This is a genomic window from Streptomyces sp. CC208A (assembly GCF_030010625.1).
Taxonomy (GTDB): domain Bacteria; phylum Actinomycetota; class Actinomycetes; order Streptomycetales; family Streptomycetaceae; genus Streptomyces.
Window position 1 is genome coordinate 152653 of sequence record NZ_JASCXN010000014.1, and the last position, 25883, is coordinate 178535.

Sequence of the window (25883 nt, forward strand, 5' to 3'; positions counted from 1 at the left end):
CGCAGCCGAGGACCTGTCCATGTTCGGGACGGACCCCTGGTGGCTCGTCCTGCTCAAGGCCGTCTTCTGCTTCGCGTTCCTGATGGTCACCGTGCTCTTCTCCATCGTGTGGGAGCGCAAGGTCGTCGCCTGGATGCAGCTGCGCATCGGCCCCAACCGGCACGGCCCCTGGGGCCTCCTCCAGTCCCTCGCGGACGGCGTCAAGCTGATGCTCAAGGAGGACGTGATCGTCAAGCGGGCCGACAAGGTCGTCTACGTCCTGGCCCCGATCGTCGCCGCCATCCCCGCGTTCATGGCGATCGCCGTGATCCCCTTCGGCCCGGCCGGTGACGAGGTGTCGATCTTCGGCACGCGGACCACGATGCAGCTGACCGACCTGCCGATCGCGGCGCTCTACATCCTGGCGATCGGATCGCTCGGGGTGTACGGCTTCGTCCTCGGCGGCTGGTCCTCCGGATCGACCTATCCGCTGCTCGGCGGGCTGCGTTCGGTCGCCCAGATCATCTCGTACGAGATCGCCATGGGCGCCGCGTTCGCCTCGGTCTTCCTCTACTCCGGTTCCATGTCGACCTCGGCGATCGTCGACGCGCAGCAGGACCGCTGGTACGTGGTGCTGCTGCCCGTCTCGTTCCTGATCTACATGGTGACGATGGTCGGCGAGTCCAGCCGCGCCCCGTTCGACATGCCCGAGTCCGAGGGCGACCTGGTCGGCGGCTTCAACACCGAGTACAGCTCCATCAAGTTCGCGATGTTCATGCTGGCCGAGTACATCCACATGATCACCGTCTCGATGATCGCGGTGACCCTGTTCCTCGGCGGCTGGCGGGCCCCGTACCCGATCTCCGCGTTCTGGGAGGGCGCCAACCACGGCTGGTGGCCGCTGCTCTGGTTCGTCGTCAAGCTGCAGGCGCTGGTCTTCTTCTTCATCTGGCTCCGCGGCACCCTGCCCCGCGTCCGCTACGACCAGCTGATGAAGCTCGGCTGGAAGGTGCTCATCCCGGTCTCCGTGGTCTGGCTGATGCTGGTCGCCACCGTCCGGGCGCTGCGCAACGAGAACATCGCCTTCACCGACATCGTGCTGTACGTGGCCGGTGCCGTCCTGGTGGTGCTGCTGCTCTCCTTCGTCGCCGACTTCTACCGCGACCGGAAGAAGGGCGACACCACGGCCGGCCCCGCCGCCGAGCGGGAGTTCGACCCGATGGCCGGCGGTTTCCCCGTACCGCCCAAGCCCGGACAGTCCCTGCCGCCCGTGCCCCGGCGCAGGCCCCGACACCAGCGGGACCTCGTTGTCAGTGGTGGCCCCGATACTGCTACCGAGAGTGATGAGAGGGGGACGGATCGTGTCTGACTTCCAGAATCCGGTGGCCGGGTTCGGCGTGACCTTCAAGGCCATGTTCAAGAAGCGGCTGACCGAGCAGTACCCGGAGCAGAAGAAGACGACGGCGCCCCGTTTCCACGGCCGGCACCAGCTCAACCGCCACCCGGACGGTCTTGAGAAGTGCGTCGGCTGCGAGCTGTGCGCCTGGGCCTGCCCCGCCGACGCCATCTACGTGGAGGGCGCGGACAACACGGACGAGGAGCGCTACTCGCCCGGCGAGCGGTACGGCCGCGTCTACCAGATCAACTACGCCCGCTGCATCCTGTGCGGGCTGTGCATCGAGGCGTGCCCCACCCGCGCGCTGACGATGACCAACGAGTTCGAGCTGGCCGACTCCTCCCGCGAGAACCTGATCTACACCAAGGAACAGCTGCTCGCGGGCCTCGACGAGCGCATGGTCGACACCCCGCACGCGATCTTCCCGGGCATGACCGAGCAGGACTACTACCGGGGTCTCGTCACCGAGGCCGCGCCCGGGACGGTCCGCCAGGTCGCCGTGTCCAAGGGGGAGACGCCGCAGGAGGGCGAGTCGACCTCCGGCGAGGACGAGCCCGCCTCGGGGAAGGTGATCGGCCGATGAGCGCGCTCGCCGCCTACACCACCTCCTCCGGTGAGGCGTTCCAGTTCTGGGTGCTCGGCACCGTCGCCGTCGTCGGCGCGCTGTGCACCGTCCTCATGAGGAAGGCCGTGCACTCGGCGCTCTGCCTGGCCGGCACGATGATCGTGCTCGCCGTCTTCTACCTGGCCAACGGCGCGTACTTCCTCGGCATCGTGCAGATCATCGTCTACACCGGCGCGATCATGATGCTCTTCCTCTTCGTCGTCATGCTGGTCGGTGTCACGGCCGCGGACGCGCTGAAGGAGACCATCAAGGGCCAGCGGTGGTGGGCCGCCGCCTGCGGCCTCGGCTTCGGCGTCCTGCTCTTCGCCGGGATCGGGAACGCGGCGCTGACCGAGTTCACCGGCCTCGGCGCGGCGAACGCGGCGTACGGGGGGAACGTGGAGGGCCTGGCGGCCCTCATCTTCACCAAGTACGTCTTCGCCTTCGAGATCACCGGCGCCCTGCTGATCACCGCCGCCGTCGGCGCGATGGTCCTCACCCACCGGGAGCGCACCGAGCGGGCCCGCACCCAGCGCGAGCTGGCCGAGCAGCGCGTGCGCGAGGGCAGGCACCTGCCGCCGCTGCCCGCCCCCGGCGTCTACGCCCGGCACAACGCGGTGGACATCGCCGGTCTGCTGCCCGACGGCACCCCGTCCGAGCTCACCGTCATCTCGACCCTGCGCGAGCGGGGCCAGGTGCGGGACGTGTCGACGGAGGCGCTCGCCGATCTCAAGGCCCTGGAGCAGCGCGCCGAGGAGCGCCTCGGACGCGACCGCGACGAGACCCGCGACGACGCTCGTGACGGAGCTCGTGACGGAGAGGAGGCCACGCGGTGAACCCCGTCAACTACCTGTACCTCGCCGCCCTGTTGTTCACCATCGGTGCGGCCGGGGTGCTGATCCGGCGGAACGCGATCGTGGTCTTCATGTGCGTGGAGCTGATGCTCAACGCCTGCAACCTCGCGCTCGTCACCTTCTCCCGTATGCACGGCAACCTCGACGGCCAGATCATCGCCTTCTTCACGATGGTCGTGGCCGCCGCGGAGGTCGTCGTCGGGCTCGCGATCATCGTGTCCGTCTTCCGATCCCGCCACTCGGCCTCGGTCGACGACGCCAGCCTGATGAAGCTGTGAGGGGCTGAACCGTGGACAACCTGATTGCGCTGCTCATCGCGGCGCCCCTGCTCGGAGCGGCCGTCCTGCTGTGCGGCGGCCGCCGGCTCGACAAGGCCGGGCACTGGCTCGGCACGCTCCTCGCGGCCGTCTCCTTCGCCATCGGTCTCGTCCTCTTCGCCGACATGCTCGGCAAGAGCGCCGACGACCGGACGATGCACCAGCACCTGTACACCTGGATCCCCGTCGAGAGCTTCCAGGCGGACATCGCCTTCCAGCTCGACCAGCTGTCGATGACCTTCGTCCTGCTGATCACCGGTGTGGGCACGCTCATCCACGTGTACTCGATCGGGTACATGGAGCACGACGAGCGGCGCCGCCGCTTCTTCGGCTACCTGAACCTGTTCGTCGCGGCGATGCTGCTGCTCGTCCTCGCGGACAACTACCTGCTGCTCTACTTCGGCTGGGAGGGCGTCGGTCTCGCCTCGTACCTCCTGATCGGCTTCTGGCAGCACAAGCCCACCGCGGCCACCGCCGCGAAGAAGGCCTTCCTGGTCAACCGGGTCGGCGACATGGGCCTGTCGATCGCGATCATGCTGATGTTCACCACCTTCGGCACCTTCGCCTTCGGCCCCGTGCTCGCCTCGGCCGGCGAGACCTCCGAGGGCAAGCTGACGGCGATCGGCCTGATGCTGCTCCTCGCGGCCTGCGGCAAGTCGGCCCAGGTGCCGCTGCAGTCCTGGCTCGGGGACGCGATGGAGGGCCCGACCCCGGTCTCGGCCCTCATCCACGCGGCCACCATGGTCACCGCCGGCGTCTACCTGATCGTCCGCTCCGCGAACATCTTCAACGCGGCGCCGGACGCCCAGCTCGTCGTCACCATCGTCGGCGCGGTCACGCTCCTCTTCGGTGCGATCGTCGGTTGCGCGAAGGACGACATCAAGAAGGCCCTCGCCGGGTCGACGATGTCGCAGATCGGCTACATGATCCTGGCGGCCGGCCTCGGCCCGATCGGCTACGTCTTCGCGATCATGCACCTGGTGACGCACGGCTTCTTCAAGGCCGGGCTCTTCCTCGGCGCCGGTTCGGTCATGCACGGCATGAACGACGAGGTCGACATGCGGAAGTACGGCGGCCTCAGGAAGTACATGCCGGTCACCTTCGTCACCTTCGGCCTCGGCTACCTGGCGATCATCGGCTTCCCGGGCCTGTCCGGCTTCTTCTCCAAGGACAAGATCATCGAGGCGGCCTTCGCCAAGGGCGGCACCGAGGGCTGGATCCTCGGCGCGGTCACCCTGCTTGGCGCCGCCATCACCGCGTACTACATGACCCGCGTGATGCTGATGACCTTCTTCGGCGAGAAGCGCTGGCAGCCGGCGCCGGACGCCGACGCGGCGCCCAGCGCCGAGCCGGCCGCCGAGCACGCGCCGGGCGAGATGCCGCACCCGCACGAGTCGCCCAAGTCCATGCTCATTCCCATGGTCCTGCTGGCCGTCGGCTCGGTCGCCGCGGGCGCCTTCTTCGAGTTCGCCGGGTTCGTCGAGTGGCTGGAGCCGGTCACCGGCTTCGCGCACGGCCACGCGCCGATCAGCGCCGCCGCCGTCACCACCGCGACCGTGGCCGTCATGGTGCTCGGCGTCGGCCTCGCGTACCTCCAGTACGGGCGCCGTCCCGTGCCGGTGGTCGCCCCGCGCGGCTCGCTGCTCACCCGGGCGGCCCGCCGCGACCTGCTCCAGGACGACTTCAACCACGCCGTCTTCGTCACCGGCGGCACCCACCTGACCCGCTCACTGGTCTACGTCGACCACACCCTCGTGGACGGCGTGGTCAACGGCACCGCGGCCGGTGTCGGCGGGCTCTCCGGGCGGCTGCGCAAGCTCCAGAACGGCTACGTCCGCTCGTACGCGGTCTCCATGTTCGGCGGTGCGGCGGTCGTCATCGCCGCGACCCTGCTGATGAGGGCGGTGTAACTCCGATGTCCTTCCCGCTCCTTACGGTGACGGCGGCGGTGCCGGCGATCGGCGCCGTGCTCACCGCCGCCGTGCCCGCGGCCCGCCGCACCGCCGCCAAGTGGCTGGCGCTGCTGGTCTCACTGGCCACGCTCGTGCTCGCCGGGATCGTCTTCGCCCGCTTCGAACCGGGCGGCGACCGCTACCAGCTGGTCGAGTCCCACGCCTGGATCAAGGACTTCGGGGTCCGGTACGAGCTCGGTGTCGACGGCATCGGGGTCGCGCTGATCGGCCTCACGGCCCTGCTGATCCCGTTCATCGTCCTGGCGGGCTGGCACGACGCCGACCCCCTGGAGACGCAGTCGAAGCGGTGGCGGCCGACGCAGGGCTTCTTCGCCCTGATCCTCATGGTCGAGGCGATGGTGATCCTCTCCTTCGAGGCCACCGACGTCTTCCTCTTCTACATCCTCTTCGAAGCCATGCTCATCCCGATGTACTTCCTCATCGGCGGCTTCGGCGACCGCGCGCACAGCGGCTCCGACGAGAACGCGGCGGCCCAGCGCTCGTACGCGGCGGTCAAGTTCCTGCTGTACAACCTGGCCGGCGGCCTGATCATGCTGGCCGCGGTCATCGGCCTCTACGTGGTCGCGGGGAACTTCTCGCTCACCGAGATCGCCGCGGCCCGCGCTGGGGGTACCTCCCACGCCGGAGGCGTAGGGGGAGGCTCGCTGGAGATGGCGACCAGCACCGAGCGATGGCTCTTCCTCGGCTTCTTCTTCGCCTTCGCGGTGAAGGCGCCGCTGTGGCCGCTGCACACCTGGCTGCCGAACGCGATGGGAGAGGCGACCGCCCCGGTCGCCGTCCTCATCACCGCCGTCGTCGACAAGGTCGGCACCTTCGCGATGCTCCGCTTCTGCCTCGGGCTCTTCCCCGAGGCGTCGAAGTGGGCCACGCCCGCGATCGTCGTCCTCGCCCTGATCAGCATCGTGTACGGGGCGCTGCTCGCGGTCGGCCAGCGGGACATCAAGCGGCTCGTCGCCTACGCGTCGATCTCCCACTTCGGCTTCATCATCCTGGGCATCTTCGCGATGACAAGTCAGGGGCAGTCGGGGGCCACGCTCTACATGGTCAACCACGGCGTCTCCACGGCCGCCCTGATGCTCGTCGCCGGCTTCCTCATCTCCCGGCGCGGCTCTCGGCTCATCGCCGACTACGGCGGTGTGCAGAAGGTCGCCCCGGTCCTCGCCGGCACCTTCCTGATCGGCGGTCTCGCGACCCTGTCGCTGCCCGGACTCGCCCCGTTCGTCAGCGAGTTCCTGGTCCTGGTGGGCACCTTCGCCCGCTACCCGGTGGCCGGGATCATCGCCACCACCGGCATCGTCCTCGCCGCGCTGTACGTCCTCGTCCTCTACCAGCGGACGATGACCGGCCCGGTGAAGGAGGAGGTGCGGTCGATGCCCGACCTGCGGCCGCGCGAGCTGGCGGTGGTCGCCCCGCTCATCGCGGTCCTCCTCTTCCTCGGCGTCTTCCCGAAGCCGCTGACGGACGTGGTCAACCCGGCGGTCCAGCACACGATGTCGGACGTGCAGCGGACCGACCCCCAGCCCGAAGTTCCCGTCCAGAACGTGGAGGCGGCCAAGTGAACGCCCTCGCTGTCCACAGCCTGTGGACGACGGCTGCCGAGCCGCTGACCAGGATTCCGGCACCGAAGATCGAGTACACCCAGCTCGCGCCGGTGCTGATCGTGGTCGGCGCGGCGGTCGTCAGCGTCCTCGTCGAGGCCGTGGTGCCCCGCAAGGGCCGCTACCTCGGCCAGGTCTTCCTCTCCGTCCTGGCCCTCGCGGCCGCGTTCGCCGCCGTCGTCGGCCTCGCGGCCGGCGGTTACGGCACCACCAAGGCCGGCATCGCGGCCATGGGCGCCATCGCCGTCGACGGCCCCGCCCTGTTCCTCCAGGGCACCATCCTGCTCGCCTCGATCGTCGCGGTCTTCACCTTCGCCGAGCGCAGGCTCGACCCGGCCGACCACGGTCACAAGGTCGACTCCTTCGCCGCCGAGGCCGCGGCCGTCCCCGGCGGCGACCACGAGAAGGCGGCCGTCAAGGCCGGCTTCACCACCACCGAGGTCTTCCCGCTCGCGCTCTTCGCGATCGCCGGCATGCTGGTCTTCCCGGCCGCCAACGACCTCCTGACCCTGTTCATCGCCCTGGAGGTCTTCTCCCTCCCGCTGTACCTGTTGTGCGCCGTCGCCCGCCGCAAGCGGCTGATGTCGCAGGAGGCGGCCGTCAAGTACTTCCTGCTCGGCGCCTTCTCCTCGGCCTTCCTGCTCTTCGGGATCGCCCTGCTCTACGGCTACGCGGGCTCCGTCTCGTACGCCACCATCGCCCAGGTCGTCGACGGCTCCGTCACCACCGTGAACCCGGCGCTCGCCGAGACGATGGGCAACGACGCGCTGCTGCTCATCGGCTTCGCGCTGGTCCTCATGGGCCTGCTCTTCAAGGTCGGCGCCATCCCGTTCCACATGTGGACCCCGGACGTCTACCAGGGCGCCCCGACCCCGGTGACCGGCTTCATGGCCGCCGCCACCAAGGTCGCCGCCTTCGGCGCGCTGCTCCGCCTGCTGTACGTGGTGCTGCCGGGCCTCACCTGGGACTGGCGGCCGGTCATGTGGGGCGTCGCGATCGTCACGATGCTGGGCGGTGCGATCGTCGCCATCACCCAGACCGACATCAAGCGGCTCCTGGCGTACTCGTCGATCGCGCACGCGGGCTTCCTGCTCGCGGGCGTCATCGCCGCCACCCCGAGCGGCATCTCGTCGGTCCTGTTCTACCTCGGCGCCTACTCCTTCGTGACGATCGGCGCCTTCGCCGTCGTCACCCTGGTGCGGGACGCGGGCGGAGAGGCCACCCACCTCTCCAAGTGGGCGGGCCTGGGCCGCCGTTCGCCGCTGGTCGCGGCGGTCTTCGCGGTCTTCCTGCTCGCCTTCGCCGGCATCCCGCTGACCTCCGGCTTCTCCGGCAAGTTCGCGGTCTTCAAGGCGGCGGCGGAGGGCGGCGCGGGCGCCCTTGTGGTGGTCGGTGTCATCGCCTCGGCGGTGGCGGCCTTCTTCTACATCCGGGTGATCGTGCTGATGTTCTTCAGCGAGCCGAAGGCGGACGGCCCCACGGTCGCCGTGCCCTCGATCCTGACGACCCTCACCATCACCACGGGCGTGGTCGTCACCCTGGTCCTCGGCCTCGCGCCGCAGTACTTCCTGGACCTGGCGAGCCAGGCGAGCGTGTTCGTCCGCTGACCGCTCGATTCGCCTGCCTCGCTGAGGAGAAGGGCCCGGCTCGGGGGCGAGCCGGGCCCTTCCTCGTGTGCGGGGGTCAGTGCGGGCGGCCGAGGGCGGACTGGGTGGCGGACAGGATCGTCGTGTCGTCGGCGCCGAGGGCGCGGGCCGCCGCCGTGAACTCCTGGGCCAGTGCGGCCAGTCGGGCCCGGTCGGGGGCGGTCGCCGTGGGGGTGGCCGTCCCGGGCGGGCGGTGGACGCGGGTGCCCGCGCCGCGGCGGGTGCGGACCAGGGAGGCGGCTTCCAGCTCGCGGTAGGCGCGTGCCACGGTGCCGGTGGCGAGACCGAGGTCGGCGGCCAGCTGGCGTACGGTCGGCAGCCGCTCGCCGTCGGCCAGGCTTCCGGAGGCGATCAGGGCGGCGAGCTGGGCGCGGATCTGCTCGTACGGAGGGATCGGCCCCGCGGTGTCGACGCGGAGGACGGGGCCGCCGCTCATCGCCGGTCCGCGACGAGGAGGGTGCACAGGCACCACAGGGCGGTGCACAGGGCGGTCAGGGCCGTCGGGTAGAGCAGGGCGGCGCCCACGGTGCCGAGGGCGCCGTCGCAGCTCAGGGAGTTCAGCGACCTCGCCGCCGTGAGGGCCGTGCCGGTCAGCGTCCCGGCGACCAGCAGGCCCCAGGCGGCGACGATCGCCGAGGCCCGCGACCGGCGGAGGTCCGCCTCGCCGGGGCGGCGGGTCACATGGCGCAGGGCGACGACGCAGACCAGGGTGGCGGCGGCCAGGGCGAGGGCGGCCGGGAGGCCGTAGTACAGGCCGGGCCAGGGGCCGGCCGTCTGCGTCCCGTCCGGGCAGGCGACGCTCAACGCGCGTCCGGCCCGCCCCATGTCGTCCGGGGATGCGATCGCCGCGGCCACCGCGAGCAGGACGACGAGGAGGCCGCCGAGGCCGAGCAGGAGCGGGGTCAGGCGGCGGGGCACCTGGTCGCGCACCCGGCGCGGCGCCAGTCCGGCGGTGCGGACCGCGCCTCCCGGGCGCGGCGTGAGCGCGTCCCCGGCCAGGACGCCGGCCACGGCGCCGAGTCCGAGGACGGTGGGCGCGCAGAGCAGGCCCACGCCGAGGGTGTCCGCCCGTGCGACGGCGAGGCCGCCGAAGGCTCCGGCGGCGATCCCCGCCCACTGGGCGAAGCGGTCGGTGCGGACGAGAGAGCTGGTGCTGGTGTCGATGTCGGTGTCAGACAAGGAGGACCCCCGGATGGCGGGCGCGCCGACGCGCGCCCACTTGTATCAACTGGTGAGTACAAGATGGCGCCATCCGAAGACTTGTGTCAAACGCTTGATACAAGTGGCGGGTGTCAGGCCGAGGGAGCGATCCGGCCCCGCACCTCGCCCAGGCCCACCCGGGTGCCGTCCGGGCCGGGGGCCCAGGCCGTGAGCACGACCTCGTCGCCGTCCTCCAGGAACGTCCGCTTGCCGCCGGGCAGTTCGATCGCGTCGCGGCCGTTCCAGGTCAGCTCCAGGAGCGAGCCGCGCTGGTTCACCTCGGGGCCGGAGACCGTACCGGAGCCGTAGAGGTCACCCGTACGCAGGGAGGCGCCGTTCACCGTCATGTGGGCGAGCTGCTGCGCGGCCGTCCAGTACATGGTGGAGAACGGCGGCTCCGCCACCACCTCGCCGTTGATCTCCACGGAGATCCGCACGTCGTAGCCGCCCGGCTCCTCCTCCGCCGCGTCGTCCAGGTACGGCAGGAGGGGGAAGTCGCGGGCCGGCGGCGCGGTGCGGGCCGCGTCCAGGGCCTCCAGGGGCGTCACCCAGGCCGACACCGAGGTCTGGAAGGACTTGCCGAGGAAGGGGCCGAGCGGCACGTACTCCCACGCCTGCACGTCCCGCGCCGACCAGTCGTTCAGGAGCGTCAGGCCGAAGACGTGGTCCCGGAAGGCGGAGAGCGGCACCGGGCGGCCGAGCTCCGACGGGGTGCCGACGAGGAAGCCGACCTCCGCCTCGATGTCCAGCTTCACCGAAGGCCCGAAGACGGGAGCGGCGTCGGCGGGCGTCCTGCGCTGGCCCGAGGGGCGGACCACGTCCGTGCCCGAGACGACGACCGTGCCCGCGCGCCCGTGGTAGCCGATCGGCAGGTGCTTCCAGTTGGGCGTCAGCGGCTCACCGTCCGGGCGGAACATGCGGCCCACGTTGGTGGCGTGGTGCTCGCTCGCGTAGAAGTCCACGTAGTCCGCGACCTCGTACGGCAGGTGCAGCGTCACCGAGTCCAGCGGGTACAGCAGCGGCTCGATCTCCGGCCGGTGCGCCGGGACCGTCACCCAGGCCGTCAGCGCCCGGCGGACGTCCCGCCAGGCGGTCCGCCCGGCCGCGAGCAGCGGGTTGAGGCTCGGCTGCGCGAGGAGGGAGGCGTACGGGGAGCCGAGCGCGTGCGCCGCGGCCCCCGCGTCCAGCACGTACCCGCCGATCCGGACGCCGAGCCGGCGGCGGCCGGGCTCGTCGGCGGTCGAGAAGACGCCGTACGGGAGGTTGTGCGGGCCGAAGGGGTCGCCCTCGGCCAGGTCGAGCGGGCTGTGCTCGGGCATCGGTGCGTGCCTCGCTTTCGATGATGGGTGAAGGACACGTTACGGGGCGGTCCGCCGGGCGAGGATGACATGGATCACAGAGAAACCGGGGCCTAAGAGAGCAACTGTCCGGCTTCGCGCGCTTTGTTCGGCCGGTGTCGGCGGAGGCCCGCCCGAGCCGCGCAAACGGCCCTGTCGTAGGCCCCCGGACGGGTCATACGATCGCGGTGGTGCCGCCCCCGCGTGAGGAAACCCGCGGGCGCGCACCCCTCTCACGCTTCGCATGCTTCCCTGACCAGGAAAAGGTCCCCACGTGAAGATCCGCCGCATTCTCGCGACCGCCGTCGCCGCCGCCGTCACCACGCCGGTCGTGTTCCTGTCCGCCGGGCCCGCCTTCGCGGACACCAAGCCGACCGCGAGCACGACCGCGCCGACGACCACCCCGTCCTACAAGGAGCTGGAGGAGGCAGTCGCCGCGGCGCAGGCGAAGGTCGACGAGCTGAAGGAGCAGCGCGCCGCCGTCGAGGCGAAGATCGACCGGTTCGACAAGGACCCCTCCGAGTTCGTCGACGCGGACCTCCTCGCCGCCCAGGCCGCGGCCAAGGAGGCCCTCGACACGGCGCTGGCCGCCCACAAGGCCGCCGAGGCGGACCTTGCCGCAGCGAAGAAGGCGCTGGAGGACGCCGCTCAGGAGGAGAAGGAGGCGGCCGAGACGGCCGTCGCCGAGGCGCAGAAGGCCCTGGACGAGGCCGCCGCCGCGCTGAAGACCGCCCAGACCGAGGCGCGGGCGGCCAACGACCCGGTGACGAACGTGCTGGTCGCGATGTTCCAGGAGCTCCACGCCGTCGACCTCAAGCTGAAGCCCGCCGAGGAGGAGCTCGCCAAGGCGAAGGAGGCCCTGGCGAACTTCGAGGAGCCGAAGCCGGAGCCGGAGGAGGAAGAGGGGAACGAGGAGGAGGAAGGGGAGGAAGAGGAAGGCGCCGAGTGCGTCGAGGACGATGCCGTCCACTCCACCCTCACCGGCCCGAAGACCATCACCATCGGCTCCAGCGCGAACTTCTCGCTGACCGTGAAGAACACCTCGGACCGCGACCTCGACTCCGTCCGCTCCTACCTCTTCGCCGCCCATCTCCCCGAGTCCTGGGAGGACGTCCTTCTCGACGACGAGACGGACTTCGCCCAGTACTTCTCCATCGACTGGAAGTCCGCCGCCAACCCGAAGTGGACCGGCCTCGACTTCGAGGAGGACGCCATCGAGCTGGGCAGGATCGCCAAGGGCGACAAGGTCGACGTCACGCTGCGCCTGACGGTGGACGGAAACGCTCCGGAGGGCAAGGGCATCACCTTCTCCAGCGGTGAGTACGACAACGAGGACGGCTCCTGCGGCATCAGCGGGCAGTACGCCGAGGCCACCTTCGACGTCGTCGAGGCGAAGGACGGGGAGCCGACGGCCACCCCGTCCCCGTCGGCCTCCACGCCCGCCCCGGCGGCCACCTCGAACAACACCACCGCGCAGGGCGGCTCCTCGAACACCCCGGTGAACGGCACCCTCGCCGCGACCGGTGCCGGTGACGGCCTGACCCGGATCGGCATGGCCGCCGGCGCGGCCGTCGCGCTCGGCGCGGGCGCGATGTTCGTCGCCCGCCGCCGCAAGGCCGGCGCCGACGCGTAACACCTGAGGGATCCCCCGTACGGCCCAGGGCCCGGCCCGCCGTGCGGGGGATCCGTCGTCGGCGGTGCCGGTCATCGGGCGAGATCATCGGGCGAGATCGCCGGGCAAGGTCATCGGGCAAGGTCATCGGGCGAGATCATCAGGCAAGGCGAAGCGGTCGTTCTATCCGATATCGGCTGATCGCGAACATAGCGGGGCGCCGGGAAGGCGCCCACGGTGATCGAAACGTGACCGGATACGCTGGCTTGAGTGAATCCCGGCGACACATCGACCATCCGTGTGACCACGAACACCGTGTGATCACCACCCGGACCGTGTGATTGTCGGCATGTGACCGTCAGCAGGCGTCAGCAGACAGGAGACCCCCTCGTGACCGTCGTCGGGCCGTTCGGTCTTAGCGTGCGGGACCAGGCTCTTGAGGCCGATGTCCAGACGGGGTTGGCGGCCGTCGAGGCCGGCCTCCTCGACGCCACCAAGAGCGATGTCCCCTTCATCACCGAGGCCGCGCAGCACCTGGTGCTCGCAGGCGGGAAGCGGTTCCGCCCGCTGCTCGTGATGCTCGCCGCCCAGTTCGGCGACCCCTACGCGCCCGGCGTGGTGCCGGCGGCCGTCGTCGTGGAGCTCACCCACCTGGCCACGCTCTACCACGACGACGTCATGGACGAGGCGGCCGTGCGCCGGGGCGTGCCCAGCGCCAACAGCCGCTGGGGCAACTCGCTCGCCGTCCTCACGGGCGACTTCCTCTTCGCCCGGGCCTCGCACACCCTCGCGGACCTCGGCCCGGAGGCCGTCAGGATCCAGGCCGAGGCGTTCGAACGGCTGGTCACCGGCCAGATCCTGGAGACCGCGGGCCCGGTGGACGGCCGCGACCCCGTCGACCACTACCTCGACGTCCTCGGCGGCAAGACCGGCTCCCTCGTCGCCGTCTCCTGCCGTCTCGGCTCTCTGATGGCCGGCGCCGACGAGTCCGTCGTCGACATCCTCACCCAGTACGGGGAGCGGCTCGGCGTCGCCTTCCAGCTCGCCGACGACGTCCTCGACATCGCCTCCGAGGGCCACGAGTCCGGCAAGACCCCCGGCACCGACCTCCGCGAGGGCGTCCCCACCCTCCCCGTCCTCCACCTGAGGGCCGCCGCGGCCGCCCACGGCCGCCCCGAGGACCTGGAGCTGCTCGCCCTGGTCGACGGCGACCTCACCGACGACGCCCGGCACGCCGAGGCGCTGCGCAGGCTCCGCGTCCACCCCGCCCTGGAGCAGGCCCGCCGGGACACCGTGCGGTACGCGGAGGAGGCCAGGGCCATGCTCGCGCCGCTGCCCGACGGGTACGCCAAGTCGGCCCTGAGGGAGCTGTGCGACGCGGTGGTCCACCGCGCGGGCTGACGCGTACGGCCGGCTGTCGCGTACGGCGGGATGACGTATCCCTAGGGCCCTGTCATCCCGGAGAGGTACGCGAGGTTGATCCCGGGGGCTGACGACTCCGCGCCGCGGTCCTGGTGAGATGGAGACATCGAACGGAACAGGTCCACGCCAGGGCACGGAGGGATCACAGACCATGGCAGCACAGCGAAAGACGAGCCGGTACGTCGTCCCGGTCGCGGTGGCCGGCATCGCCGCCGCGACCATCGGACTGGTCCCGGCGCTCGCCGCGTCCGGTGACCCGGACCTTCCGGAGATCACGGCCCAGCAGCTCATCGAGAAGATCGCGGCCTCGGACACCCAGACCCTGTCCGGCACCCTCAAGGTCTCCACCGACCTGGGTCTGCCCGCCTTCGACGGCCTGCTCGGCGGGATCGCGGAAGGCATGGCCGGCGGCTCCGGCGAGGGTTCCGACGAGGGCACCGCCGACCCGTCCGCCCAGCTCACCAAGCTGCTCTCCGGCAGCCACACCCTGCGGATCGCCGCCGACGGCCCCGAGCGGCAGAAGCTGACGCTGCTCGACGGCAAGGAGCAGTACAGCCTCGTCCACAACGGCGACGAGGTGTGGGCGTACGACTCCCGCTCGAACGAGGTCTTCCACGAGAAGGGCGTCGAGGGAGGCGCCGAGGAGGGCGGCCGGGCCCAGGAGAAGGAGTTCCCGGCCACCTCCCCGAAGGAGCTCGCCGACGAGGTCCTGAAGGCCGCGGGGGACACCACCTCGATCACGGTCGGCGGCACCGCGAAGGTGGCCGGCCGGGACGCGTACCGCCTGGTGGTCGAGCCGAAGCAGCAGGGCTCGACGGTCGACTCGATCACGATCGCGGTCGACGCGGCCACCGGCACCCCCCTGAAGTTCACCCTCGCCTCCACGACCGGTGGCAAGCCGGTCCTCGACGCGGGCTTCACGAAGGTCGACTTCGGCAAGCCGGCGGCCTCGGAGTTCGACTTCGCGGTCCCGGAGGGCGCGAAGGTCACGGAGGCCGACGAGGCCGATGCGGCGCACGAGGCCGGGAAGGCCCAGAAGGACCTGGAGAAGGAGCTCGGCGACCTCGGCCTCGGGGACCTCGGCGGCTTCGGGAACTTCGGGAACCCCGAGAACTTCGAGAACGGGGAGAAGGGCGGCTTCGACGTCATCGGCGAGGGCTGGACGGCCATCGCGCGGATGGACACCGGCGCGCAGGCCCCGAAGACGGAGGAGGCGCCGAAGGAGGTCCAGGGCTTCCTGGACTCGTTCGGCGACAAGGTGAGCGGGAAGTTCGGCTCCGGCACCGTCTTCACGACCAAGCTGGTCAACGCGCTGATGACGGACGACGGCAAGGTCTACATCGGCGCGGTGACGCCGCAGAAGCTGGTGGAAGCGGCGAACTCCGCGAAGTAAAGCGGCGATTGGGTGCCCGGGTGGGTCGGGAGAAAGGACACCGACCCACCCGGGTGGCCTTGTGCGCTTCCCGGTTTACGGGAAGGTCAGCTTGAAGCTGTTGATGTAGCCGGTGTCGTAGCTGGCCTTGTCCTGGACGCGGAGCTTCCAGACGCCGTTGGCGACCTCGGAGGAGGCGTTCACGGTGTAGGTCTGCTTGATGTTGTCGGCGCTGCCGCCGGAGCGGTTGTGGAGGTTGTAGACCGAGCCGTCGGGGGCGATGAGGTCGACGACGAGGTCACCGATCCAGGTGTGGACGATGTCCACGCCGACGGCCAGGTTGCTGGGCGCGTTGCCGCTGATGCCCGTGACGGTCACGGAGGAGGTCACCGCGGCGCCGTTGTCCGGGATGGAGACGTCGGCGGTGTTCTCGAAGACCGTGCCGGTGGGCGGCGGGGTGCTGGTGCCGGACAGGGTCCAGACCGCGTGGGCGATGGCGTCGCTGTTGCGGTCGAGGGCCGTGTCGTTGATGTTCGCGGTGGTGTCGCAGGAGGAGTGGTAGCAGCGGTCGAAGGCCGTGGTCGTACCGCCCCACTTGGCCACCTGGGCGCTGGTCTTGGTCCGGCTGGCGCCGGTGAAGAGCCCGCCGACGGGGATGCCGACGTTCTTGAAGGAGGCGTGGTCGGAGCGCCCGTCGCCCTCGGTCTCGATCTCGGTGGGGACGCCGATGCCGGCGAAGTAGTTCTTGAAGGTCTGCTCGATCGCCGGGTCGTCGTCGTAGACGAAGTAGCCCGGGTTCGGCGAGCCGATCATGTCGAAGTTGAGGTAGCCCGCGAACTTCGCCCGCTCGGTGGTGGAGAGGTTGTTCACGTAGTACTTGGACCCGACGAGGCCCAGCTCCTCCGCTCCCCACCAGCCGAACCGCAGGTGCTTGGAGGGCTGGTAGCCGGAGCGGGCGACGGCGAGCGCGGTCTCCAGGATCGCGGCCGAACCGGAGCCGTTGTCGTTGATGCCGGGCCCCGAGGTGACCGAGTCGAGGTGCGAGCCGGACATGATCACCTGGTTCGGGTCACCGCCCGGCCAGTCGGCTATCAGGTTGTACCCGACGGTGCCGTTGTACGTGAACTGCTGGACGGTCGTGGTGTAGCCGACCGCGTCCAGCTTGGCCTTCACGAAGTCGATGGACGCCTTGTACCCGGCCCGCCCGTGCGCCCGGTTCCCGCCGTTGGCGGTGGCGATGGACTGGAGATCGGCCAGGTGCTGCTTGACGTTGGCGACCGGGATGTCCGGCGCGGCGGCGGCACCGGCGGGCGCGGCGCTCGCCGGGGCGCCTCCGGCGAAGGCGCCGAGGACGAGGGCCGACGAGGCGGCCAGGGCGGAAAGTCTCGCGGAGAGTTTCATGTGGGGGCTCCGGATTCCGAACGGGGACGGGACGGAACGTGCGAGACGCCCCGCGCCGTGGGTGACGCGAGGCGTTGGAGCTGTGCGAGTGCGTGCTGAATGGTGGGTGAAAACCTGATGTCACGTCAAGGCGCATTCAGGACAGGGGAGTTCGCTTAGCGGACAGGGGCTGTTCTCGCTCGTTCCGGTCGCTCAGGGATGCGAGCCCTCCGGGCAGCCCAGGGCCGCCGTCTCAAGTGCCTTCAGAGCGCCGTCGATCGGGTGGGAGCCGCCCCATCGGATGAGGTTGAAGGCGAAGGACGCCTGACGGGTGCCGTCCTCGCGGGTCATCGTGAAGGTTCCGGCTCCCCAGACCGTGCCCTCGTTGCCCCAGAAGGTGCCGCAGCCGGGCACGTCGAGACGGTGCAGACCCAGGCCGTACCGGATGGTCGAGCCGTCCAGGGCGATCACCGGGACGGTCTTCCGCATCTCCGCCAGCGAGGCCCGGGAGACGACCTCGCCGGCGAGCAGCCTGCCGTAGAAGCGGTTCAGGTCCTCCATGGTGGAGACCAGGCCGGCGCCGGCCATGACCCAGGACATGTCGTAGTCGCTGTAGTCGCGGGGCGGCTGGAGGGCGCCCCACAGGCCCTCGTACATGCGGGAGTGCGGGCCCCGGACGCGCGTGCCGGTGGGGAAGAAAGTGTTCCGGAGACCGGCGGGGCGGATGACGTGCCGGGTGATGTGCTCCTCCGCCGGCAGGCCCGTGACCCGCTCCAACAGCTGCCCGATCAGCAGGTAGTTGGTGTTCGAGTACGTCCCCGGCGTGGCGCCGGGCTCGCCGGCGGGCGGGGCGGCGAGGCCGAGGGCGATCAGCTCGGCGGGGCGGAAGCGGCGGTGCCGGTTCTCGTCGAGGCTGCGCGCCGAGACCGGGCCCTCGGCGCCCGTGATGGACGGGAAGGCGTACGGGATGTACTCGGCGATGCCGCTGGTGTGGTTCAGCAGCATGCGTACCGTGACCCGCCGCCCCCGCTCGCCCGGCACCAGGTCCGGCAGGTGGTCGCCGATCGGGTCGTCCAGCCGGACCCGGCCCCGCTCGGTCTCCTTGAGGACGGCGGCGGCGACGAAGGTCTTGGTGATGCTGCCGACCCGGTGCCGCATGCCGGGGGTGACGGGCCGCCCGGTTGCCAGGTCGGCGACGCCGGCCGCCCCCCCGCCAGGTCCGGTCCCCGTCCCGTACCTCCGCGAAGACGCCGGGCATTCCGGCCTCGTGCAGCCTGTCCAGGGCCGGGCGGAGCGGCGCGGGAGGCGGGGGAGCGGCCTGGGCGGGCAGGGCGCTCGCGCTCAGGGAGAGCGCGGCGAGCAGCATGAGCGTACGGATCCTCATCATGGCGTCCTTTCGAGGGCGTGGGACTCAGGAGGTCAGGGCGCGGCGGAGGACCGCACCCAGTTCGGCGTTCTGCCGCTGGGAGACGTCGGCGGTGACGATGGCCTGGGAGCCGTGGAAGGTGCCGGGCCACTGGTGGAGCTCGACGGACACGCCGGCCCGGAGCAGCCGCAGGGCGTAGTGGATGTCCTCGTCACGGTTCGGGCAGAGCTCCGCCGTCGCGATGTACGCGGGCGGGAGGCCGGTCAGGTCCTCGGCGCGGGCGGGTGCGGCGTACGGGGTGGCGGGCCGTCCGCCGAGGTAGTGCCGCCAGGACGCCGCGACCTTGTCGCGGTCGATCCACGGTGTGTCGGTGAAGTTCCGCCGCGACCACGTCTCCTGCCGGTCGTCGAGCTGAGGCTGGTTGAGCAGCTGGAAGCAGAGGGCGGGGCCCCGTTCGTCCCGTGCCCGCAGGGCCGCCGCCGCCGCGAGTCCGCCGCCCGAACTGTGGCCGGCGACCGCGATCCGGTCCGGGGCGACGCCGAGCCGGCCGGCGTTCGCGGCCGTCCAGCCGAGGACGGCGTAGGTGTCGTCCAGGGCGGCGGGGAAGGGGTCCTCGGGCGACAGCCGGTAGCCGACCGAGACCACCACCGCGCCGGACGTGGCGGCGAGCCGAGCCGCCCACGGGTGCTCGGTGCGCACGTCACCGGTGACGTGTCCGCCGCCGTGCAGCCAGATGACGGCGCCCCGCGCCCCGTGCGGGCGGTAGACGCGTACCGGCACATCCGGACCGGAGGGCACCGGCACCGCCAGGTCCTCGACCGTCATGCCGGAGGTGTCCGGCACCGGAACCGAGGCGGAGAGCTCGGCGAAGAGCTTGCGGGCGCCGACGGGTTCGGAAAAGTCGGCCCGGGGGAACAGCGGTACGAACGCTTCGAGTTCGGGATCCATGCGCCCCATCCTCACGGCCGCCGCGCACCCCGGTCAGCCGCCGTCCGTCGCGCCTCCGCCCCCGATCGCGCACCGGTCGGCGCACCCGTCGGCGGTGACCGCCTCCTATCCTTCGGGGCATGGAGACACTGGCGCTGCGCCTGTCGGGACTGGACCCGTACGTCGACGGGGCGATCCGCATCGTCACGTTCTACGACACGCTGATGCGCCGCCGCGTCGACCTGCCGGCGCTGGTCCGGGCCTCGGCGGGCCTCGCCGAGTGCGTCACCGGCCTCCGCCTGCACGGCACGGGCCGCGCGGTCCGCGTCTCACCGCTCGGCACGGAGGCGACGGGCCCTGAGCATCCCGCGAGCTCCGCCCTGCCGGTCACCCTCGACGAGGAGGAGATCGGCGAGGTCTGGCTCGAACGCCGAACCCCCGCACACCAGTTGGACGAGGTCCTGCTGGAGCGCCTGGCGATCGCGGTCGCGGCGGCGGTGGAGCGGTACGGCCCCGCCCGTACGACCATGGCGGACCCGGCCCTCGTCGAACTGGCCGTCGGCGCGGCGACCGACGACGTGGCCCGCGCGAGGGCCCTGCGGCTGCTGGGCTTCGCGGCGGGCCCGCCGGTCCACGTCGTCGCCGTGCGCACCGGCCTGCCGCTCGACCGGATCGGCGCCCGGGTCTGCCCCGGCGGCCTGGTCAAGGCGGCGACGCTGGGCGCGGACGGCCTCGGCGCGCTCCTCGCCACGGCCGTCGACCCGACGGCCTTCCCGGAGGACGTACGCGCCGGCCTGACGACCACGGCGGACACCCCGTCCGCCGCCTGGCACCGCGCCCGCACGGCCCTCCGCTTCACCACGTCCCGCGCCCCGGTCCTCACCTACGACTCACTAGGCGCCCTGGCCCTCCTGGCGGACATCCCGGAACGGACCGCCCGGGCCAACCCGGACGTGGCGGCCATCGCCCGCCTGGCGGCATCGGCAGCGGACGGCGAGCCCTCGGAAACCCTGGAGACCCTGGACGCCTACTGCGCCACCGCCTCCGTCCGCCGTGCCGCCGACCGCCTCCACCTCCACCACAGCACCGTCTCCCGCCGCCTCGACCACCTCGGCCGCGCCCTCTCCCTGGACCTCACCACCCCCGACGGCCTCACCCGGGCCCGCCTGGCCCTGACCCTGTGGCGCCTTCTCGCCCCACCGGGGAGCCCGTGACGCGACGACCGGCCGCCCCCGGCGGAGAGGTGGCCGGAGCACGGGTGCGGTGGCCCTGCCGGCCGCAGGCCCGGCTCCCCGACGAGGGTGTCCACTGTCGAGCCGGAACTTCTCAGATTGAACACAATCTGATCACAAGTGCCGAAGATGGATTTTCAGTCACCTGATGGCTCATACTCTTCGCTCAGCCGTGCGGTGACCGTGTACGGCTCCGGGTACCAGGCCGCGCGCACGTGCACCGGTCCTCGGGCATGCGCGGCAGGACCAGACATGAACGGGATTCCGTCCGACAGACGCGATGTGGCCGTGGTGCTCGGCACTCGCCCGGAGATCATCAAACTGGCGCCGCTGATCCGGCTGCTGGGTGACCGGGCGCGGATCGTCCACACGGGTCAGCACTACGACAGCGCCCTGTCCAGCACGTTCTTCGCCAACTTCGGCCTGCCGCACCCGCACCTGCTGCTCGACGGTGCGACAGGGCCGTGGGGGCGGGGGGCCCAGATAGGCTCGCTGACGGCCGAACTGGCCCGGTCCTTCGTCACCGACCCGCCGCGCGCGGTCGTCGTCCAGGGCGACACCAACAGCACCTCCGCCGGCGCGCAGGCCGCCCACTACTGCGGCATACCCGTCGTCCACGTCGAGGCGGGTCTGCGCTCGGGAGACCGGGCCATGCCCGAGGAGATCAACCGGCTCGTCGTCGGTGTGCTCGCCGACGTCCACTGCGCCGCCACCGAGCAGGCGGCAGCCAACCTCCTGGCCACCGGAACGGCGCCCGAGCGGATCCGCGTCACCGGCAACACGGTCGTCGAAGCCACGCTCATGTCCCTGCCCGACCCCGCGGAACGCGACCGCATCGCCCACGAGCACGGCGCCGACGGAGCCTTCGTGCTGGCGACCGTCCACCGCCCCGAGAACACCGACAGCCCCGAGCGCCTCCAGGCCCTGCTCACCGCCCTCGCCGACCTCGGCGAACGCGTCGTGATGCCCCTGCACCCCCGTACTCGCGCCAAGGTCAAGCAGTTCGGTCTGGAGCACCTCCTGGAACGGCTCACCGTCACCGACCCGGTCGACCACCCCACCTTCCTCGCGCTGGCCGACCGCGCCCGCCTGCTCGTCTCCGACTCCGGAGGGGTCCAGGAGGAGGCCACCGTGCTCAAGAAGCCGCTGCTCGTCGTCCGTACCAGCACTGAGCGCCCCGAAGCGGTCACCGCGGGGTTCAGTCGCCTCGTCGAGCCCGGCCGGCCGCTGCTGGACGCCGCTCGTGCCGCGCTCGCCGACACGGACCTGCACGACCGGCTGGCCGGCACCGCGTCCCCGTACGGCGACGGCACCGCCTCCCAGCAGATCCACGCTCTCGCGACGGCCCTCGCCGACCGTGCGCCCCTGCCCGGCGCAGCGCCGGGCCGCTGACCCCGCAGCAGCCGGCGCGCGCACCGCGCGCCGGTGACCACCGGAGCCCTGCCCGAACGGTCGGCAGGGCTCCCCGACGGAAGGAGGACCCGTGTACGGGTCGGTAGGAAAGGGCGCCGTGGGCGCCGGAGTGGTGGTCGGCGGAGGGCAGCTCGCCGTGACAGGCGGTGTGCCCGGCCTCGTCGCGACGCTGCTGGCCGTCGCCCTCGTGGCCGGCGGGGCCCTGATGATGCGTTCCGCCCGCCTCAAGGCCGCCAGGGTCTGACCCGGGCCCGGCCGGTCCGACCGTCGTCCACCCGCCGGCCGGACCGGCCTCCTCCGCAGCACCCGCTTCTTCTGGAACCAGGAACCTCCGTGACGCCTTCCGAGCCCTCCGGCCTGTTGGGTCTGCTGGCCGACTTCAGCCTCGTCCTGAGCCTCTTCTTCCCTCTCTACCTCCTCGGCCTGGTGCTGCCCCTGCTCCTGCGCCGCAAGCGCAGGAGAGGGAAGGCGAGCGACTACCAGTGGCACCTGTTCGTCCCGTGCCGCGATGAGGAAGCCGTCATCGGCGACACCATCACCTACCTGCGCGCGTCCTGCCCCGAAGCCCACGTCTGGGTCATCGACGACGACTCCGAGGACCGCACCGGCGACATCGTCCGACGGGCCGCGGCCGCCGACCCGGCCGTTCACCTGGTCCAGCGGCGCAGGCCGAACGCCCGCCTGGGCAAGGGCGAGGCCCTCAACGCCGCGTACGACACGCTCAGCTTCCTGCTGCCGCCCGGCACCGACCGCCACCGGGTCATCGTCGGCGTCTTCGACGCGGACGGCCGCCCCGCACCCGGCTGCCTGGACCACGTCGCCGCACGCCGGTTCTTCGGGCGCCCGGACATCGGCGGAGTCCAGATCGAGGTGCGGATGATGAACCGCAACGACCGCCGGCCCGCCCGCGGCAAGGGCACCGGCCGCAACTTCTACAGCCGCCTCCTCATCCGCATGCAGGACCTGGAGTTCCGCGCCCCGGTGGCCGCGCTCCAGCACGCCCGCAAGACCTCCCGCACCGTCTGCCTCGGCGGCAACGGACAGTTCGTCCGCCTCGCCGCCCTCGACGACCTCGTCACCGACCGGGGACGCCCCTGGACAGGCCGTCTCCTGGAGGACTTCGAACTCGGCATCCACCTCATGCTGGCCGGCTGGATCAACTCCTTCTGCGCCGACACCTACGTCGAGCAGGAGGCCCTGTTCGACACCAAGCGCTTCCTCACCCAGCGCACCCGCTGGGCCCAGGGAGTCATGCAGTGCGTCGGCTACATCCCCGCCATCTGGCGCAGCAACCTGATCCCCAACATCGGTTTCCTGGAGCTCACCTTCTTCCTCAGCCAGCCCTGGCTGCAGCTCATCGGCGCGCTGCTCTACCCGATCCCGCTGATCGCCCTCGTCGTCTCCTACAGCCGCCATCCCGAGGCCGCCGCGGCCTACCTCGCCGACGGCGGATGGCGCGGTATCGCCCTCTACGCCGCCATGGCCCTCGGCCAGTTCGTGATCTGGGGCCCCATCTACCGGCGCAAATGCGAACCCGGAACCGGCTTCTGGCGCTCCCTCGGCTGGGGACTCGCCTACCCCTTCTACCTGATGTTCCTCTACGTCGTCTCCTGGCGCGCGGTCGGCCGCATGATCAGCGGACGCAACGGCTGGGCCAAGACCCGCCGCAACGCCGAAGCCCCCACCAGCGGCCCTGTCGCCAAGGAAGCCTGACCACGACGCGGCTCGGCACCGCGCCGGGCCGGGGCGTTCGCGTAGGCCGGGGGCGTTCGCGTGGGCGCCCCGCAAAGAGGTGGCCGGGGGTGGCGCCCGGTCCGTACGCTGCCCGGCATGGCATGCCGCATCACTGAGCTGGTCCTCGAATGCGCCGATCCGGAACGGCTCGCCGTGTTCTGGAGCGAGGTCCTCGGGTACGTCGAGGTCGGCCGGGAGGACGACGGGAGCATCGAGATCGGGCCGCCGGGCGTCGGTTTCGGCGGGCCGCTGCCCACCCTCGTCCTCAGCCCCGACCCCGAGCCCCGCACCGGCAAGCTCCGGCTGCACATCGACGTCAACGCGACCGACCGCGACCAGGGCGAGGAGCTGGAGCGGCTGCTCGCGCTCGGTGCGCGGCCGGCGGACGTCGGGCAGACGGGGGAGGAGGACTGGCGCGTCCTGTCGGACCCGGAGGGCAACGAGTTCTGCCTCCTCCTCCGCCGCGTCGACCCCGTCTGACGGCCCGGCCCGGCTCCCTTCACGAGGACGGAGAGAATGACCGCACAGTCCACGCCCCGGCCCCATCCCGTCGACCACGAGCTCGTCGACGCCGCCGCGCACGTCGCCCGCACCCGCTGCCGGGGCGACAACCACACCATGGCGGCCGCCGCCCGCGCCCGGGACGGCCGGATCGTCACCGCCGTGAACGCGTACCACTTCACGGGCGGGCCCTGCGCCGAGCTGGTCCTCATCGGTACGGCGGTCGCGCAGGGCGCCTACGAGCTGGACACGATCGTGGCGGTGGGGGACCGCGAGCGGGGGGTGGTTCCGCCGTGCGGGCGGTGCCGGCAGGTGCTCCTCGACTACTTCCCCGGCCTCAAGGTCATCGTCGGCGAGGGCGACCGAGTCCGGGCCGTCCCCGTCGTCGACCTGCTGCCCGAGTCCTACGTCTGGGCCGACCACCAGCTCGACGCCGGGTAGCTCCGTCGCGGGACCTGGTCGACGATCACCTGCGCCGATTGACGGATGCCTCCGCGGCACTCCCTCTGGAAGGATCCCCGCGGGGAACCCGAAGAGCAGGACGATCGGGGGTGCGGGACGAATGACCAGGCGGCGCAAGGCACTTGGGGCCCAGACAGCGACGGCGGTGGCGACGCTGCTCGTGCTCTCGGCGAGCGCCTGCGGCGGTGGTGGGGACGGCGGGGAGCCGAATGCGGACGGACCGACGCCTTCCGCCACGCAGTCGCAGCCGCAGTCGCCGCCCTCCGGTACAGGTTCCGGTACGCCCTCCCCGCGGCCGACGGACCCGCCCGCCCAGGACGCCGGGCCGGCGCCCGACCTGGAGGCCGTGGCGCTGAAGAACGGCGACCTGGCCGAGTTCCGGATGGTCGACGTGCCGCCCATCCGGACCGAGCCGGTCGGCGAGGTGAGCCCCGGCGCGTGCCGGATCGTCGCCGACGTACGCAGGGAGGCGTACGAGCCCCGGCCGACCGCCCTCGTACGGCGCTACGCGGTCGTGACCGGCGGCGAGCACCTCGGCATGGCCACCCAGGTGAGCCTCGCCGCCACCACCGAGGCCGGTGCCCGCGCAGTGCTGGCCTCGCTGCGGGACGCCGTGGGCGCCTGCGCCGGCGGCTACCCGCAGCCCAGTTGAGGCAGTTCATCGACACCACCGGGCCCCTGGGGTTCGCGGGCAAGCTCGAGGACAAGGTGTACTCGTTCTTCGCCGCCTCCAACAGGGCCCACGGAGGGCAGGATTCGACGAATACGTCGGCCCCAACAGCCTGGAGACGCACGACCTCACCCTCGTGACCGGCGAGGACACCGCCCTCGCGCACATGCCCCACCGCGACTCGGGAGAGCGGAAGGGCGGCCTCCAGGCCTCGATCCGGGTACGGGAGAGCGTCTGCCTCCGGCGGACGGACGGAACCTGGTCGATCACGTTCGCCGCGGTATCACTCGCCGCGGTCGCGGCCGACGTGTGGGCGGTCGACGGCGCGGCCGCCGAGACCACGAAGAAGCCCGAGGTCATCGAAGTCGAAGTCCGGAGCGACCCGTACGCTGCTGCCGTCGACCTCGGCCCCGCGGGGTCGAGCCTGGGCGACACGGACGTCTACTCCGGCACCGCCGTCGTGGACGGCCGGAGCGTCGGACGCGGGGGCGGCCACTGCCAGGTCATCCACATGCAGGGCGAGGACGTGACCTCGCAGTGCCTGATCACGATGGAGGTCGAGCAGGGCTCCCTGACGACGCAGTCGCTGTGGACGAAGGGAACGCCCACCCTCGACATGGCCGTCACCGGCGGCACGGGCGTCTACCGCGACGCGCGGGCCTTCGCCCGCTTCTGGGACATCGCGACGCCGGACGAGCGGGTGCGGACCGAGATCCTGCGCTGAGGGCGCCGAGGTCCTGCGGTACGGGTCGGCAGGCCTCTTCGCCGATCTCGACACATGAAAAAGGTCCACCGACTCCGTCGGTGGACCCGTCACGCAAGATCCAGGTCAGCACGCGGACCACAGTAAAATCTTGTGCCGTTGACGGCCCCTGGGTACTCTACGGC

Annotated in this window: 24 protein-coding genes and 1 pseudogene; 19 read left to right on the forward strand and 6 right to left on the reverse strand. The window is 71.5% G+C overall.

From position 1 onward, the window contains the following. Window positions 1-19: 19 nt before the first annotated feature. The 7 genes from nuoH to nuoN are packed head-to-tail and all read left to right on the forward strand — an operon-like array spanning window position 20 to window position 8328. Window positions 20-1348 (forward strand): NADH-quinone oxidoreductase subunit NuoH, encoded by a 1329-nt coding sequence (gene nuoH, locus QK442_RS17740; protein WP_282694950.1) that lies wholly within the window; start codon window positions 20-22, stop codon window positions 1346-1348. Next, complete coding sequence (gene nuoI, locus QK442_RS17745) at window positions 1341-1958, forward strand: NADH-quinone oxidoreductase subunit NuoI (protein WP_282694920.1); 618 nt, start codon at window positions 1341-1343, stop codon at window positions 1956-1958. The genes nuoH and nuoI overlap by 8 nt, the downstream gene beginning before the upstream one ends. Continuing rightward, window positions 1955-2815: an NADH-quinone oxidoreductase subunit J gene (locus QK442_RS17750; RefSeq protein WP_282694921.1), complete on the forward strand. Its 861-nt coding sequence runs from the start codon at window positions 1955-1957 to the stop codon at window positions 2813-2815. The genes nuoI and QK442_RS17750 overlap by 4 nt, the downstream gene beginning before the upstream one ends. Next, complete coding sequence (nuoK, locus tag QK442_RS17755; protein WP_282694922.1) at window positions 2812-3111, forward strand: NADH-quinone oxidoreductase subunit NuoK; 300 nt, start codon at window positions 2812-2814, stop codon at window positions 3109-3111. The genes QK442_RS17750 and nuoK overlap by 4 nt, the downstream gene beginning before the upstream one ends. 11 nt (window positions 3112-3122) lie before the next feature. Continuing rightward, complete coding sequence (nuoL, locus tag QK442_RS17760) at window positions 3123-5060, forward strand: NADH-quinone oxidoreductase subunit L (protein WP_282694923.1); 1938 nt, start codon at window positions 3123-3125, stop codon at window positions 5058-5060. A 5-nt stretch (window positions 5061-5065) separates the two neighbouring features. Continuing rightward, a complete protein-coding gene (locus QK442_RS17765; protein WP_282694924.1) occupies window positions 5066-6682 on the forward strand; it encodes an NADH-quinone oxidoreductase subunit M in 1617 nt (538 codons plus the stop codon). Next, window positions 6679-8328 carry an NADH-quinone oxidoreductase subunit NuoN gene (gene nuoN, locus QK442_RS17770; protein ID WP_282694925.1) on the forward strand — a complete coding sequence of 550 codons (1650 nt, stop codon included), beginning with the start codon at window positions 6679-6681 and terminating at the stop codon, window positions 8326-8328. Before QK442_RS17765 ends, nuoN begins: the two co-directional genes overlap by 4 nt. Before the next feature lie 76 nt (window positions 8329-8404). On the opposite strand, the gene QK442_RS17775 is transcribed toward nuoN, so the two are convergent. The 3 genes from QK442_RS17775 to fahA all read right to left on the reverse strand — a co-directional run bounded on the left by QK442_RS17775 (window position 8405) and on the right by fahA (window position 10886). Continuing rightward, window positions 8405-8803, reverse strand: coding sequence for a GntR family transcriptional regulator (locus tag QK442_RS17775; protein WP_282694926.1), 399 nt, complete (start codon window positions 8801-8803; stop codon window positions 8405-8407). Further along, the gene (locus tag QK442_RS17780) at window positions 8800-9546 is read right to left on the reverse strand and encodes a hypothetical protein (RefSeq protein ID WP_282694927.1); all 747 of its coding nucleotides are present in this window, start codon (window positions 9544-9546) and stop codon (window positions 8800-8802) included. Before QK442_RS17780 ends, QK442_RS17775 begins: the two co-directional genes overlap by 4 nt. Window positions 9547-9659: 113 nt before the next feature. Then, window positions 9660-10886 carry a fumarylacetoacetase gene (fahA, locus tag QK442_RS17785; RefSeq protein ID WP_282694928.1) on the reverse strand — a complete coding sequence of 409 codons (1227 nt, stop codon included), beginning with the start codon at window positions 10884-10886 and terminating at the stop codon, window positions 9660-9662. A gap of 292 nt (window positions 10887-11178) precedes the next feature. Here fahA and QK442_RS17790 point away from each other — a divergent pair, with 292 nt between their 5' ends. The 3 genes from QK442_RS17790 (at window position 11179) to QK442_RS17800 (ending at window position 15331) form a co-directional block, all read left to right on the forward strand. Continuing rightward, complete coding sequence (locus tag QK442_RS17790) at window positions 11179-12537, forward strand: peptidase (protein WP_282694929.1); 1359 nt, start codon at window positions 11179-11181, stop codon at window positions 12535-12537. A gap of 369 nt (window positions 12538-12906) precedes the next feature. Next, entirely contained in the window at window positions 12907-13917 is a 1011-nt protein-coding gene (locus tag QK442_RS17795; RefSeq protein ID WP_282694930.1) for a polyprenyl synthetase family protein, read from the forward strand. Between the two features lie 172 nt (window positions 13918-14089). Further along, window positions 14090-15331 carry a sigma-E factor regulatory protein RseB domain-containing protein gene (locus QK442_RS17800; RefSeq protein ID WP_282694931.1) on the forward strand — a complete coding sequence of 414 codons (1242 nt, stop codon included), beginning with the start codon at window positions 14090-14092 and terminating at the stop codon, window positions 15329-15331. Between the two features lie 75 nt (window positions 15332-15406). On the opposite strand, the gene QK442_RS17805 is transcribed toward QK442_RS17800, so the two are convergent. The 3 genes from QK442_RS17805 to QK442_RS17815 form a co-directional block, all read right to left on the reverse strand. Then, window positions 15407-16711, reverse strand: a complete 1305-nt coding sequence (locus QK442_RS17805) for a M28 family metallopeptidase (protein WP_282694932.1) — start codon at window positions 16709-16711, stop codon at window positions 15407-15409. 192 nt (window positions 16712-16903) lie between these two features. After that, window positions 16904-17848 (reverse strand): serine hydrolase domain-containing protein, encoded by a 945-nt coding sequence (locus QK442_RS17810; RefSeq protein ID WP_349239657.1) that lies wholly within the window; start codon window positions 17846-17848, stop codon window positions 16904-16906. Between the two features lie 253 nt (window positions 17849-18101). Beyond that, on the reverse strand, window positions 18102-19004 hold the full coding sequence (locus QK442_RS17815; protein WP_282694933.1) for an alpha/beta hydrolase: 903 nt from the start codon (window positions 19002-19004) through the stop codon (window positions 18102-18104). Between the two features lie 119 nt (window positions 19005-19123). Here QK442_RS17815 and QK442_RS17820 point away from each other — a divergent pair, with 119 nt between their 5' ends. The 9 genes and pseudogenes from QK442_RS17820 to QK442_RS17860 all read left to right on the forward strand — a co-directional run bounded on the left by QK442_RS17820 (window position 19124) and on the right by QK442_RS17860 (window position 25719). After that, the gene (locus QK442_RS17820; protein ID WP_282694934.1) at window positions 19124-20197 is read left to right on the forward strand and encodes a helix-turn-helix domain-containing protein; all 1074 of its coding nucleotides are present in this window, start codon (window positions 19124-19126) and stop codon (window positions 20195-20197) included. Between the two features lie 270 nt (window positions 20198-20467). Next, window positions 20468-21607, forward strand: a complete 1140-nt coding sequence (gene wecB / locus QK442_RS17825; RefSeq protein WP_282694935.1) for a UDP-N-acetylglucosamine 2-epimerase (non-hydrolyzing) — start codon at window positions 20468-20470, stop codon at window positions 21605-21607. A gap of 91 nt (window positions 21608-21698) precedes the next feature. Further along, a complete protein-coding gene (locus QK442_RS17830; protein WP_282694936.1) occupies window positions 21699-21872 on the forward strand; it encodes a hypothetical protein in 174 nt (57 codons plus the stop codon). 89 nt (window positions 21873-21961) lie between these two features. Beyond that, window positions 21962-23341: a glycosyltransferase gene (locus QK442_RS17835; protein ID WP_282694937.1), complete on the forward strand. Its 1380-nt coding sequence runs from the start codon at window positions 21962-21964 to the stop codon at window positions 23339-23341. A 117-nt stretch (window positions 23342-23458) separates the two neighbouring features. Then, on the forward strand, window positions 23459-23842 hold the full coding sequence (locus QK442_RS17840; RefSeq protein WP_282694938.1) for a VOC family protein: 384 nt from the start codon (window positions 23459-23461) through the stop codon (window positions 23840-23842). A 36-nt stretch (window positions 23843-23878) separates the two neighbouring features. Beyond that, window positions 23879-24304: a cytidine deaminase gene (locus QK442_RS17845; RefSeq protein WP_282694939.1), complete on the forward strand. Its 426-nt coding sequence runs from the start codon at window positions 23879-23881 to the stop codon at window positions 24302-24304. Window positions 24305-24470: 166 nt separating this feature from the next. Beyond that, window positions 24471-24977: a hypothetical protein gene (locus QK442_RS17850; RefSeq protein WP_282694951.1), complete on the forward strand. Its 507-nt coding sequence runs from the start codon at window positions 24471-24473 to the stop codon at window positions 24975-24977. Continuing rightward, a pseudogene (locus tag QK442_RS17855) lies at window positions 24965-25087 on the forward strand (NAD(P)H dehydrogenase); the annotation flags it as partial. The gene QK442_RS17850 and the pseudogene QK442_RS17855, both read left to right, overlap by 13 nt. Before the next feature lie 44 nt (window positions 25088-25131). After that, window positions 25132-25719, forward strand: a complete 588-nt coding sequence (locus QK442_RS17860) for a hypothetical protein (RefSeq protein WP_282694940.1) — start codon at window positions 25132-25134, stop codon at window positions 25717-25719. Window positions 25720-25883 lie beyond the last annotated feature (164 nt).

What these genes read in the sequence shown, in the direction of transcription:
- fahA (WP_282694928.1), bottom strand. Translation starts at nt 10,886, where the DNA reads ATGCCCGAGCACAGCCCGCTCGACCTGGCCGAGGGCGACCCCTTCGGC.
- QK442_RS17815 (WP_282694933.1), bottom strand. Translation starts at nt 19,004, where the DNA reads ATGGATCCCGAACTCGAAGCGTTCGTACCGCTGTTCCCCCGGGCCGAC.
- QK442_RS17840 (WP_282694938.1), top strand. Translation starts at nt 23,459, where the DNA reads ATGGCATGCCGCATCACTGAGCTGGTCCTCGAATGCGCCGATCCGGAA.
- QK442_RS17845 (WP_282694939.1), top strand. Translation starts at nt 23,879, where the DNA reads ATGACCGCACAGTCCACGCCCCGGCCCCATCCCGTCGACCACGAGCTC.
- QK442_RS17750 (WP_282694921.1), top strand. Translation starts at nt 1,955, where the DNA reads ATGAGCGCGCTCGCCGCCTACACCACCTCCTCCGGTGAGGCGTTCCAG.
- QK442_RS17820 (WP_282694934.1), top strand. Translation starts at nt 19,124, where the DNA reads ATGGAGACACTGGCGCTGCGCCTGTCGGGACTGGACCCGTACGTCGAC.
- QK442_RS17805 (WP_282694932.1), bottom strand. Translation starts at nt 16,711, where the DNA reads ATGAAACTCTCCGCGAGACTTTCCGCCCTGGCCGCCTCGTCGGCCCTC.
- QK442_RS17800 (WP_282694931.1), top strand. Translation starts at nt 14,090, where the DNA reads ATGGCAGCACAGCGAAAGACGAGCCGGTACGTCGTCCCGGTCGCGGTG.
- QK442_RS17810 (WP_349239657.1), bottom strand. Translation starts at nt 17,848, where the DNA reads ATGCGGCACCGGGTCGGCAGCATCACCAAGACCTTCGTCGCCGCCGCC.
- wecB (WP_282694935.1), top strand. Translation starts at nt 20,468, where the DNA reads ATGAACGGGATTCCGTCCGACAGACGCGATGTGGCCGTGGTGCTCGGC.
- nuoH (WP_282694950.1), top strand. Translation starts at nt 20, where the DNA reads ATGTTCGGGACGGACCCCTGGTGGCTCGTCCTGCTCAAGGCCGTCTTC.
- QK442_RS17775 (WP_282694926.1), bottom strand. Translation starts at nt 8,803, where the DNA reads ATGAGCGGCGGCCCCGTCCTCCGCGTCGACACCGCGGGGCCGATCCCT.
- QK442_RS17765 (WP_282694924.1), top strand. Translation starts at nt 5,066, where the DNA reads ATGTCCTTCCCGCTCCTTACGGTGACGGCGGCGGTGCCGGCGATCGGC.